The organism is Streptomyces boluensis (assembly GCF_009908195.1).
GTDB lineage: Bacteria > Actinomycetota > Actinomycetes > Streptomycetales > Streptomycetaceae > Streptomyces > Streptomyces boluensis.
Window position 1 is genome coordinate 1 of the sequence record NZ_JAAAHS010000244.1, and the last position, 11,699, is coordinate 11,699.

The 11,699-nt window shown below is 71.5% G+C and carries 7 protein-coding genes; 3 read left to right on the forward strand and 4 right to left on the reverse strand.

Translation table 11 applies throughout. From position 1 onward, the window contains the following. Positions 1-172 precede the first annotated feature (172 nt). On the forward strand, positions 173-2,080 hold the full coding sequence (locus GUY60_RS25515) for a TnsA endonuclease N-terminal domain-containing protein (protein ID WP_161701808.1): 1,908 nt from the start codon (positions 173-175) through the stop codon (positions 2,078-2,080). 96 nt (positions 2,081-2,176) lie between these two features. On the opposite strand, the gene GUY60_RS25520 is transcribed toward GUY60_RS25515, so the two are convergent. Next, complete coding sequence (locus tag GUY60_RS25520) at positions 2,177-2,473, reverse strand: hypothetical protein (protein WP_161701810.1); 297 nt, start codon at positions 2,471-2,473, stop codon at positions 2,177-2,179. Between the two features lie 485 nt (positions 2,474-2,958). Between GUY60_RS25520 and GUY60_RS25525 the strand changes: the two genes are divergently transcribed. Both GUY60_RS25525 and GUY60_RS25530 read left to right on the forward strand, forming a co-directional pair. After that, positions 2,959-3,534 carry a TetR/AcrR family transcriptional regulator gene (locus GUY60_RS25525; RefSeq protein WP_161701812.1) on the forward strand — a complete coding sequence of 192 codons (576 nt, stop codon included), beginning with the start codon at positions 2,959-2,961 and terminating at the stop codon, positions 3,532-3,534. A 106-nt stretch (positions 3,535-3,640) separates the two neighbouring features. After that, positions 3,641-4,219, forward strand: coding sequence for a hypothetical protein (locus tag GUY60_RS25530; RefSeq protein ID WP_161701814.1), 579 nt, complete (start codon positions 3,641-3,643; stop codon positions 4,217-4,219). 54 nt (positions 4,220-4,273) lie between these two features. On the opposite strand, the gene GUY60_RS25535 is transcribed toward GUY60_RS25530, so the two are convergent. The 3 genes from GUY60_RS25535 to GUY60_RS25545 form a co-directional block, all read right to left on the reverse strand. Further along, positions 4,274-5,857 carry an ABC transporter substrate-binding protein gene (locus GUY60_RS25535; protein WP_161701816.1) on the reverse strand — a complete coding sequence of 528 codons (1,584 nt, stop codon included), beginning with the start codon at positions 5,855-5,857 and terminating at the stop codon, positions 4,274-4,276. Positions 5,858-5,863: 6 nt separating this feature from the next. Next, the gene (locus tag GUY60_RS25540; protein ID WP_161701818.1) at positions 5,864-8,209 is read right to left on the reverse strand and encodes an ATP-binding protein; all 2,346 of its coding nucleotides are present in this window, start codon (positions 8,207-8,209) and stop codon (positions 5,864-5,866) included. Positions 8,210-8,479: 270 nt separating this feature from the next. After that, positions 8,480-11,699, reverse strand: a 3,220-nt coding sequence (locus GUY60_RS25545; RefSeq protein WP_246235639.1) for an NACHT domain-containing protein, incomplete at its 5' end; no start/stop codon positions are given.

The following is an 11,699-nucleotide window of genomic DNA, read 5'->3' on the forward strand; positions in this document are numbered from 1 at the left end:
GCTAGGGGGAGACGCCCCCTAGGGGGCGTACTTCCTCGGTTGTCAGCGTCAGCGGGCATACTGCCCCCACAGCGGCCGGAACCGTGGGGGAGAGAGCGTGCATGATCAGGCCTCCGGGTCGAGGAATGGCCGTGCCTGGCGTGAAGAGGAGGACGTTCGGCTTGTCGAAGGCGTGCGTGAAGGGCTGGGGCTTTCCGAGCTCGCTGAGCGGCACGGTCGTACGACGGGCGGTATCCGTGCACGTCTGGCCCGGTTCGTTCCGGAGTCCGGCGAGGCCGTCGACGATCCGCTGGACTGGCTGAGGGATCGGCTGGCCACGGAGCCGGGTTACGCCTGGCGGGAGGCGCGTGCCGACTGGCGTCTGCGGCGCGAGCGTCGCAGAGGGCGTAGGCGCACGACAACCGAGCAACTGGCGGCTGCCACAGTGGACTTGACGGCCGAGGTGCTGGCGGACTGGGAGCACGTGACCGGTCACGTTCTGCGTCCCGAGCGCCGCGAGATCTTCCTCGCCCGGCAAGTGGTTCACGAACTGGCGGCCCAAGCCGTGGCCGTACGACGGGCAGCGGCCCGGCGGTTGTGGCGCGACGGCGAAACGCTGCTCCTTGACCACTGGCTGCTCGAATGCGTGTGTCCGGGCGCGGTGCGCTTGGACGTCAGCTGGCCTCTGGTCGCCGAACGTGATGTCGAAACGGTGCTCGTCCTGCGGGAGTTGGTGGCCGCGGCCGTGGGTGAGACGCCCGCTGAGCGGGACCAGGAGGTCCTCTCACGTCGCCTGGGCCTTGACGATCAACCGGCCCAGACCCTGGAGAAGGCCGCCGAGGCCCTCGGCGTCTCGCGGGAGCGGGTTCGCCAACTGCAGACGAGGGCGATCCAACGCCTGGCAGTAACGGACACTCCGGCCGCTCGCAAACTCCGCCAGGTACTGGCCGAGTTGAGCTGCGTGACGCGCGTTCCCGCCGAGGCACAGCCATCGGCCGCGGAACGGCTGCTCGACCTGTCGGACGTACTGCTGCCCTCGGTGGCGCTCCGGCAGGCGGTACCTCTTCTGGCGCGAATAGCCGGCGCCGACAAGGTCCGTGCGGACAACCTGGCCGCGGAGGCGTCGACGGTACGCGTCCTGCGGCACGAGACCGCCCGTCGCGAAGCGGCGCGACAGGGGCGCGCCGAACGTGCCGCTCGCCGCTGGGCGGCACTGGCCGGCGAGGTCAACTGGTCCGGCGAGCCCGAACCAGCCCCGCCGCGCGCGGAGTTGGGGGTGCTGCGCGAGGACGAGAACGCCGACCGAGGACGCTTCGGTGTGTGGCATTGCCCGAAGCTGGATCGCGATGTGTCGTACGAGTCGGAGACGGAGCTGAGCGTGATCCAGCTGCTCAGCTTCGCGCCGCAGATCGCGTACTACCAAGAACAGCCGTTTGCCATCAGCTATGAGTACGCCGGGCGACTGCGCACCTACTACCCCGATCTTCTGGCCGCGACCGAGGACGGTCGCTGCGTCCTCATCGAAGTCAAACCGGTCTTCGAGATGGCGATGGCCGTCAATGTCGCCAAGTACCGGGCTGCCGTGGAGTTCTGCCGGAACCGTGGCTGGGGCTTCGTGGCCACCGACGGCTACCGCACCCGCCGGGTCATCGAGGACCGTACGGTCGACCCACGCCTGGAGGCCAGGCTGACGGCCGCCCTGGAGGCGCAGGGAGAGCTCACCTGGCCGCAGGTCAGAGCGGCGGTCGACGCGCTGCCGCTGGATGCGCTGGGCCTGTGTTCCTTGATCCTCAAGCATGGCTGGAGATGGCAGAGCCGCCCCTACCGGCTCCGTCCGGCCCTGCGGTCGGGCGGCCACCTCGGCAGGCCGCCGGAGCGGGTCGTGTCCTTGCCCACGCCTGTGCCCGCGCCCGATCGGCTCGCTTCGCAGGCCGGTCCCGAACTCGCTGTCGCGTGCGTCGTCCCCTCCCCGGAGGAGATCGAAGGGGCCCGCACTCCCGCCGGCGGCTGGACCCGGGAGCAACTCGCCGCCTGGGGCGTCCCCTGGCCTCCGCCGAAGGGCTGGAAGGAGCGCCTCATCGCCCGGTGGGACGCCGGGTAGTCGAGTAGACCGGAGCCCCTGACCGATGCGACTTCGGCACTGGCCAGGGGCTCTCGATTTTCCTCTGCGCTTGCTCTGCGCGTCCTCTGCGTCTGCTCAGCCCAGGGGAGCGCCCACCGGAAGTCCACCCATGAGCGGGCCTGCGGCGGGCGACTGGGATGTGTCCGTGGACTCGCTGCGAGAGAGCGAATCATCCCCGGCGGCCGTCTCGGTGATTTCCGACTGCAGGCCGGTGAGCTCATCGAGCGTTTGCCCGTTGCTGCGGGGGTTGTTGGTGGACTCCTTGGTGTCGACGGCGTTGTCGGGGGCGTCGAAGGCGCCTGCGGGGCCGGCGGCGCCGATGAGGGCGGCAGCGGCTACTGCCGCAGTGGCGAGTGTGGTGCGGATACGCACGATTCCTCCATGTCTGACGGACTTACCGGGGTCAACGACCCGGTGATCCAAACGGCATGGCCACTGCCGACCTGCCGAATACCCTGCGTGGATGTGTCACACACGCGTACGTACGGCGGCTTCCGCGCAGCCGGGCTCTGGGTAACGGCCGGGGCGTCCTCTTCGTACTGCTGTGGGCCGCGCTCCTCGTGCTGGTGGCGGGAGTTGGCTTCGCACTGGCCTGGCGGCGCTGGCGGCTTTGGCGGCGGATGGAGCGCGTGGGTGTGCGGGGTGCGGCCGGGGTCGGGGCCGGGGCTGCCGGGTCGGCTGTCGGGCCCGGCGCATAGCGTGCACCTACGGGAGCTGAGCCCCGGTAGGGGCAGGCATCCGGCACGTGGACTACTTCGCCTGAAGTGGTTAGGGTGGAGCACTGCGCTCGAAGTAGTGCAGTGCATCGCCGGTGTACTGCCGGTGCATTCCCGGTCGAAGGTCCTTGGGAGACCCGTATGCGACACAACCCCGCCCGCAGGACCGCGCTCCTCGACGCGGCCATCGAAGTCCTCGCGCAAGAAGGGTCGCGCGGGCTCACGCTGCGCGCCGTCGACAAGGAAGCCGGTGTCCCCGTGGGCACCACGACCAACTACTTCGCCAACCGGGCCGAGTTGCTGCGCCAGATCATGGGCCGTACGAAGGAACGCCTCACCCCGGACCCGGTGGCGATGGCCGAGACGATGAAGGCCACGCCGAGCGCCGAGCTGACCGCCACGCTCCTCCGCCAGCTCGTGGACCGGATGCGCGGCGACCGCAGCAGCCACCTGGCCATGCTGGAACTGCGCCTGGAGGCCACCCGCCGCCCGGAGTTGCAGGAGGACCTCACCCGTACGTTCACGGAGCTGCTCGACGACAACATCGCCTGGCACCTCGACGCGGGACTGCCCGGCGACCGCGACACCGTGCTGCTGCTCTACCTGGCCATGCTCGGGGTGATCGTGGACGACCTGACCGTTCCGGCACTCCTGGAGCCGCACGGCATCGACGGCATCATCGACGTGCTGGTGGCGCGGAGCGTGCCCGGGGAGTGAGCGGCGGTCCGAGGGCAACTCGGGCCGGGCCGAGGCCGATTGTCAGTGCCGGGTCGTAGTGTCGTTCGTGTTGGTGTTCGACGACGAGAACCCGTGAAGGTGCCCCATGAGTGACGCGTACTCGCCCGTCCCCGAGCTGAACCTGCTGCGGGAGTTCGACGCAGGGCTCGACGACTACTTCTCGCAGGGCTTCGAGCTGTCCGAGTACGGCGACAGCCGTGGCGTCGACACCTGGTCGGACGACCCCGAATTCCTCGGCCGCTTCCGGGTGTTCGCCAATGCCAACGGCTCCGGGTCCCTCTACGCGATATGGCGGGTGGACGACCGCGAGGACCTCGCGGACCTGCCGATCGTGGCCTTCGGGGACGAGGGCGGCGTCCACCTGGCCGCCCGCGACCTGCGCGCGCTGTTCCAACTCCTCGCCTGCGACCGCTATGTGTACGTCTTCCACGAGGGTCTCTCCCTCTCCGACGAGGAGAGGGACCGGGCGAAGGGGCGCGGCTCGGGCGAGGCGAACCGGCGGTACGTGACCTGGCTAAAGCAGCACTTCGGCCTCGACCCGGCGGAGGACCCCGACGACATCGTGCTCGCGGCGGAGGAGGAGTACGCCGAGCGCTTCGTCGCCTGGATGGACCGGTACGTCGAGGACTTCGCCAAGGACTACGAGGAGTTGACCGCCCCATGACCCGGACCGAGGCGGTACGTACCGGCGGGCCGGTCGCGCACCGGCCGCGAGCCCTCAGGTCCGGCAGGCGTTCTCCGCGTCCCCGCGGAACGTGCGGTACAGCGGCAGCACATCATCCGGCTCGCGCCGCACCGTCGGATGCTCGACGATCGGCACCGGCTTGCACACCGACCACTGCTGGTTCTGCTCAGGCCCCTCGAAGCCGTACGTACCGGCCGCGCCGATCAGGCAGTTGTCGCACTGTCCGGCGGAGATCGTCGGGAGCCTGAGGGTGTTGTAGATGTCGCCGCTCATCGGCAGGTCACGTGCCGCGGTGGTGCCCTGGCCGTCCTCGTTGATCTCGCTGTAGGTACGGTCCACGGCATCGCTGAGCAGGGTGAACGCGTCGTGGTACATCAGCGTGTAGCCGTCGTCGAGCTCCTTGTCGCCCAGGTCGTGCTGGTCGACGAGCTTCTCGTAGCGGGCCAGGAAGCGGTCGAGTGCGGCGGGGCGGTCGGGGCTGCTCCGGCCGGACCACCAATCCGGGTCCACGGACGAGGCGTTGACGATGGTGGCGTCGATCTCCTGGAGCCGGCGGGTCGGCTCCTTCGCCGTCAGCGTCGGTTCGATCCCGATGCCCACCTTCAGGATGCGCAGCGTCGTCGAGCGGCCGCAGTCGCCCTCCTGGGCCAGGCGCTTCACGAAGCTCGGCAGATCCTGGTCGCGGCCCGCGAAGAACACGGTGTCGGACTTGTACCGGCAGATCTTCTCGGCGGCGTCGGTGAAGCGGTTCGGGATGCCCTGGTCGCGGCCTGAGGAACCGGTGAAGTTGGAGTTGCGGTCGGCCAGTTCGTAGGTGTCGCCGAAGTGCTTCTCGTAGACCTCCTTGAGGTTCCTCGAGTACACGTCCTCGGTGCGGTTGTCCCAGACGAGGAAGCCCTTGCGCCGCTCCGGCCGCTTGTCGAGATAGCGCTTCAGGGCGCGGGCGAACTCGTCGTTGTTGGGGGAGGTCTTGAAGAAGTACGGGGCGTTCATGTCGGCCGCGGTGATCACCGGGCCGATCGTCGGCAGCTCCCGCTTGTTCAGCTCGTCGATCGCGTCGCTCGTCGCGTCGGTGCTGCTGGGGATGCCGGTGACGCCCACCAGCGGGGCACGGCTGTCCCCGGCGAGCTCGGCCAGCCGGTCCACCACAGGCTTCCACTGCGTCATGTCCCGGCCGTCAGGTGCGAAGAGGAGTTGGTAATGCGGTCCGTAACTACTGTTCGCCTCCTGCTGCGCGGCGAGCGCCCCGGCCAGCGCGCGGCGGATCATGTCCGTCGTCATGGCGCTCGAATCGTCCGACGTGAACGGCATCATCAGCGCGATCCGTACGTACGGGATGCGCGCCTCGCTGTCCTCGCGCTCGGCGCCCTCGCGCACCCGGGCGTTCTCCGCCGCGATGTCCTTGACCAGACCGTCCAGGGCCGGGTCCGCGTCGAAGGCGTACTCGGTGACGCCGACGCAGTCCCCGTCGACCTCGGTCAGCTCGTCACCGCACCGGCCGGGGCCGGACAGCTCGCGCCAGCCGAACGCGACCAGCGCGGCGAGCAGCACGGTGAGAGCGAATGCGACCGCCCAGTCGACCGGACCCCACTCGCGCGGATGACGACGCAACAGCATGCTGCCTCACTGCCTCGATATCGGGAACGGGCGCTTCTTACGGGCTGCGGCGGGCCAGCTGCGGGCCGCCTGACTGAGCGCGGCATGCCACGACGGATGCCGCGGCGACAGGTAGGCCAACTCGTCGCCGACGGCCTGGCACAGGTCGTTCTCCGGCTCCGCCTGCGGCTCCGACAGACACCACAGGGCGTGCAGCAGCCGGTTGACGCAGCGCTCACTCTCGACCAGGTCGGCGTACCGGCCGTCGTGCGCGCCGAGCGCGACATCCATGCGCTCGTCCGCCCAGTCCCGCGCGGGCGGGGTCGGCGCGGTCGCCGCGTACTGGAGACAGAACAGCCAGTGCGCCGCGCCCTGTTCGTTCTGCTCGGACTGGAACTCCTCGGCAAGGGCCGCCACCACCGTCGCCGCGTCACCGGCGGCCAGGGAGTGGCGCAGGGCGTCGGCCTCGCCGTCCGCGCGCTGGACGTGATGGCGGTGCAGAAAGCCGTGGATCTCCCGCCAGCCGCGCCGGTCGTCGACACCGGGGGAGATCCGCCGGGCCTCGTGCACCAGAAGCGACTGCAGCAGTCCGTCCGTCACCAACGGGCCGTCCTGCGGCGTGAGTTGCTGCCACTGCTGCGCCTCCAGGTACTCGGCGACGGCATTGGCCGGCAGCTGCTCCGGGCCTTCGAGCCGCAGATGCGCGGCGAGCGCGGCGGCGGCCGCGCCGTCCCTCGCGGGCGAGAGCAGCGTGAGCCGGTCGCGCTGCCGCCGGTCCGGAATGAGGCGTTCGAGCAGCGCCTCCGTGATGGGTCGGCCGCCCTTCGTGGTGAGGTCGAGCAGGTTCCCGGGAGTGACCGGATCCCCACGGCCCGCGGTGTGCACGACGGCGGCGCACAGCATGGTGGTCGCCGCCGGATGCCCGCCGGTCAGCGAGTGCACGGCGGACGCGAGGTAGGGGTGCAGCGGCCGGGTCCGCGGTCCGGTGGCGAGCAGCGGCAGCACATCGTCCCGGCTGAGCGGGGGCAGCGGGACCGCGAGCAGCCCGGCGTGCGGGGACAGGTCGGTGCGCCGCCAGCCGGAGGCCCGGACGAGCTCGGGCAGTTCGCGGCGGACCGCGGCGGGGGACTCGGGCAGCTCGCCCAGGCGGGTCGCGACGACGACGAGTTCCTCGGCGTGCGGCTGCGGCCCTTCCGGCCGGGCCCGGTGCTCCAGGAGCAGGTCGAGGAAGCGCGCCCCGGCCGGGTGCTGCACGTCGTCGAGGAGGAGCAGCGGCCACGGGTCACGGTTCCAGCGCTGCAGCCTGCCGTAGGAGGCGCCGATGTCGTGCAACAGGGCGCCCATCAGGGCCTGTTCGGCCGCGTGCCGGTAGTCGCCGCCCTGGTGGAACCAGGCGCCGAGGCGTACGAGCGGGGACGGGGCATCGTCGTCGGAGCCGTCGTCCGGGCTGTCGTCGAGGCCGAACGCCCGGCGGAACCAGTCCGGCGCCCCGTCGACGGGGTGGCGCTCGGCGTACTCGGCGAGCAGGGCGGCGGTGACACGCTCCCGCAGCTCGGCACCGTCGGGCTCGGACCGGTCGCCGTACCGCGCCCCGGCGGCCGGTGCGGGACCGGCAGGTGTCCCGTGTGCGGGTGCTCCACGACCAGGTGCCGAGTGACCTGCTGGTGCCGTATGACCCGGTGGTCCGGCATGGCCCGGTGGTACGGCGTCCTCCGGTACCGCGTCCTCCGGGACCGCGTCGGCCGGGGCGCCGCCGTCCCGCGCGTCCCCCGGTGTGCCATGAGGCGTGCCGTGCGATGTGCCGTACGCCGAGCCGGAATCCGTCGCCTCGCGGCTCGCTTCGAGGCGGGCCTCGACCGCCGTGGCCAGGGAGTGCCGCAGGGCGTCCACCGAACCGCGCTCCAGGCGGCAGGCGAGCAGCAGCCGGGCGAGCAGCAGACAGGACGCCTCCCGCTCCTCGTCGTTGCCTTCGCGCCAGCCGTACACCGCGAACAGGCCGGGCAGCAACACCGGGAAGCGGCGCCGCAGTTCGGGCCCGAGCGCGCACACCAACTCGGCGAGCACCTCCACGAAGCTGGACGCCACGGCCGCCCCGCCGGGCGGACCGGCGGCGGCCGGAAGCGCCACGGAACCGGGCGGCACGGCGCGGATCTGGGCGAGCGGCAGCCGGTCGCGGTACCCCTCGGCGAGCTTCGCGAGCAGCGCGGTGCGGCCCATGCCGTGCCGCCCGGTGACGAGGACGGCGGGCACGTCGCCCTGGTGCTCGCGCGGCACCCGGGAGCGTTCGTCGTGGGCGAGGCCGGTGAGCCGGGGGATGAGCGCGCGCAGCAGCGGGTCCCGGCCGTACAGGGGTGGCCCTTGCGATGTGCCCATCAGGCTGTGTTCCGCCTCCGTCGTCCGTGTCCGTTCGGCCGTCACGGCTCGATGACGGGCGGGCGTGGTTCCCCCGTGACCTCAGCCGCTGATGTCCGTACCAACTTCGCCTGGAACCATAGAACTTACCCGCCCGGCAGAGCCCGTACCAGCCGGATACGGCTGTGCGTCACCCGGTTGTGACCTGGTGCGGACCGGGCCGGAGGGCCGGGCGGAACGGCCCTTGCGCACCCTCCGTACGGAAGCGGCGCAGAGGGGGCGCACCGAGGCTCAGGGGTGTGGATACAGGTCGAGTTCGACACCTTCGGGCAGGGACTCCGCGCCGTTGATCGTGCCCGGATAGTCGAGCCGTACCCGCCGCAGCCGACGCATTCCCTGGAAGGGGGTGAGGTCGACATCGGAGACCTGGGAGAGGCGGATCTCCTCGAGGCCGGGCAGCCGGAGCGCGACCTTGCGCAGCGGGACCGAGGCGCCGGGCACGGCCCGCACGTCCAGGCTCGTGACGTTCGGGATCGTGGTGTGCGGGGCGAAGAGGAGCATGCTCAACTGCTGTGGGGACAGGACGAGTCGGCGGAGTTCCTGGAGTTTGGCGAGTTCCGACGGCCAGGTGGTGTCGGGGGTGAGGCGTTCGCTGGCGTCGTGGAGGCGCAGTTCCTCCAGGTTGTGGCAGTCGGTGATGCGCTCGAGCCGGGTGGCGGACGGCGGCAGTGAGAGGAGCCGCAGCGCTCCGGGGCGCGGCAGGTCGGAGAGGCCGCGCCAGGGCACTTCGGGGCCGACGACGAGCGCGTCGAGCCGGGGGCAGTCCGCGAGGTCCGAGAGCGGTTCGAACTGGGGGAGGTCCTTGAGGGAGAGGTGGCGCAGCTCCGGCAGCCGGGTCAGCGGCGCGGGCGCCTTCACATTGCGGCAGCCCTGCAGGGTGAGGGATTCGAGGTGCGGGAAGTCGGTGAGGAAGTCGAGGTCCTCCAGTTGGAGCGTGCCGCGAAGGACCAGCTCGCGCAGTTGGCCCGGGTCGAGCGCGGCCCGTATCTCCGCGGGCGTGAAGTCGCCGTGCACGCCGACGCGCCGGTGGCCGCCCATGGAGCTGAGCGCGGCGAGCTCGGCCCGCGAGCGGACGGTGACCAGCGAGTCGGGCGACAGGTCGAGGAGCGGCCGGACGATGTCCTCCGCGTACACATCGGTGTCGAACCGGTCCCAGTGGTCGAGGAGTTGGGCGCGTACGGCGGGCTGCTCGGTGCGCAGGAAGTCGCGCAGCCGGGGGATCGCGGAGTCGCCGCCGATCTGGCAGATCGCGTGTACGGTCGCGAGCTCCTCGTCGCCGTGCAGGTCCTTCGCGGCGGGCAGCAGGCCGAGGAGCAGCGGTCCTGTCAGGGCCAGGGCGCGGGCCTCGCGCAGGCTGCGCGGCGGCAGCATCCGCGCGGCCTGGCTCTCGATGATCTCGCGCACGGCGGGTTCGAGCCGGGTGGCCTGTTCCAGACAGGCGAGGGCGAGCAGCCGGAGCCGGGCCTGGATGGCGGTGTCCTGCTCGCGGTCGCCGCGTTCCCGGAGCCGGGTGAGGAGGTCCGCGCGTTCCTGGTGGCGTGCTTGCGCGACGGCCATCTGCACCACGTCCTCCCACTGGTCGAGGTGTGCGTTGTTCACCAGCATGCCCATATCCCGCTCCTCGAGCACGGCCCGTGCGCCGAGAAAGTCCTGGAACGTGCGGTGGATGAAATTGACGGCGCCCGCGCTGGGCTCGCGCAGCAACCCGGAGCGGTCGAGGAGGAGTTGGAGCGCCTCATCGGCCGTGCCGACCTGCGCGAGCCGGGGCACGGACGGCTGCAGCCGCTGCACGACATCCACGGCGTCGTCCCACTCCAGCTGGGTGCGTTCGTTGCGGATCAGCCAGTACGCGAGGCGTTGCAGCGGTTCCGTGGCCGACTTCTGGTCGAGTTCGGGGGTGCGGCTGCTGCCGTAGACCTCGCGTTCCAGGTCGCGCCGCTCCAGGAGCATGGAGAGGGCCGCTTCGTAGAGCGAGGCGCGGCCCTGTGGCAGGAAGCCGCGGCGCTCGCGGTGCAGGGCGCAGATCAGGGCGCACATCAGCGGGTTGGTGGCGAGCCGGCTCAACTCCGGGCTGCTGCGCAGCGATCGGGTCAGGGATTCGCCGAGTTCGGCCGTGGCGCCCGCCGCGGTGTGCCAGCGGCCGACGAACTGCTTCATGTCGGCGGGGCGCATCGGGGTGAGCGCGAACTCCTGGAAGCCCTCCCGGCCGAGCCAGCCCCGGTCGAGGGCGGAGGGCCGGGAGGTGACCAGCCAGAGGTTGCCGGGGAAGACGGCCATGAGCTGCTTGAGCCAGGCCCGGGTGCGGGTGCGGTCGTGCCGGGGGATCTCGTCGGCGCCGTCGACCAGCATCACCGCGCGGCCGTGCTGCAGCACGCGGGCCGCCCAGCCGTCGGGTTCGGTGCCGACCAGGGGGCAGCCGATCCAGCGCAGGAAGTCCTCCGGCATGGGCAGTTCGGCGCCTTTGCGGGCCAGGGTGCGCAGCGGGAGTACGAACGGGACGCGGCCGACGAGTTGCGACAGGTCGCCGGGTACCCGGTCCTGCTGGGCGGTGGTGATCGCCAGCCACTGCACCAGGGTGGTCTTGCCGGTGCCCGCGACGCCGCGGAGCAGCACCCGCTCGTGCCGGGCCAGGGCGCTCTCGACGGGGGCGGCGGCCCGCTCGGGCTCGGTGTCCCGCTCGCCGTCGGGGGCCCGCCCGGCCAGCGGCTCGGCGTCGCCGCGGTACGGGAAGGCCTGCAGGCTCAGGTAGGCCGATTCGAGGGGCCAGTCCTGGCCGTCGGGTTCGCGCAGGTCGATGCCGTAGATGGTGAGCCTGCCGTGGCTCTCGACGACATAGCGCGCGTACTCCCGCTCGAACCGGGCGTCCTGCGCCGTGATGTCCGGGAGGCGTTCCAGGACGAGGGCCAACTGCTCGGACTGGGCGCGCAGTTCACGGCTCTGCTCCAGTTGCGCGCGGGCCGCGAAGCCCGGCTGTTCGCTGAAGAAGCGCAGTACGTGCAGGCAGGCCGTCTCCAGGAGCCGGTCGTGGAAGCGGGCGGCGTCGTCGCCGAGCAGCCGGCGGGTGCCAGGACCGGCCGCCTCGGACAGCGCGGCGGCGAGCCGCTCGGGCCCGAGCGCGAAGGCGTGTACGTCGTCGATGTCGAGGTCGCCGAGCGCGTGCAGCGTACGGGTCAGGGCCTGGCCGACGGCGTCGTGCTCGTCGGCGCTGACCGGGGGGTCGTGCGGACCGGCGGCCCGGACGGCGCGGCGCACCAGCTCACGGGCGAGTTTGTGCAGGTCGTCCTCGGTGAGGGTGCGGTGCTCCCGGGCGAAGGACAGCAGCCGTCTGATCGGGATGGGCCGCTCGCCGAACGCGGCGGCCGGCACTTTCGCGGCCGGCAGCAGTAATCGCTTGAGCAGGGGTGCCACCACCGCGGACGCGATCCGGAGACCCGCCGTACCCCCGTCCCTG

Bases quoted from the DNA above. Each gene is read 5' to 3' on its own strand.
- GUY60_RS25535 (WP_161701816.1), bottom strand. From the start codon at position 5,857: ATGCTGTTGCGTCGTCATCCGCGCGAGTGGGGTCCGGTCGACTGGGCG.
- GUY60_RS25540 (WP_161701818.1), bottom strand. From the start codon at position 8,209: ATGGGCACATCGCAAGGGCCACCCCTGTACGGCCGGGACCCGCTGCTG.
- GUY60_RS25530 (WP_161701814.1), top strand. From the start codon at position 3,641: ATGAGTGACGCGTACTCGCCCGTCCCCGAGCTGAACCTGCTGCGGGAG.
- GUY60_RS25525 (WP_161701812.1), top strand. From the start codon at position 2,959: ATGCGACACAACCCCGCCCGCAGGACCGCGCTCCTCGACGCGGCCATC.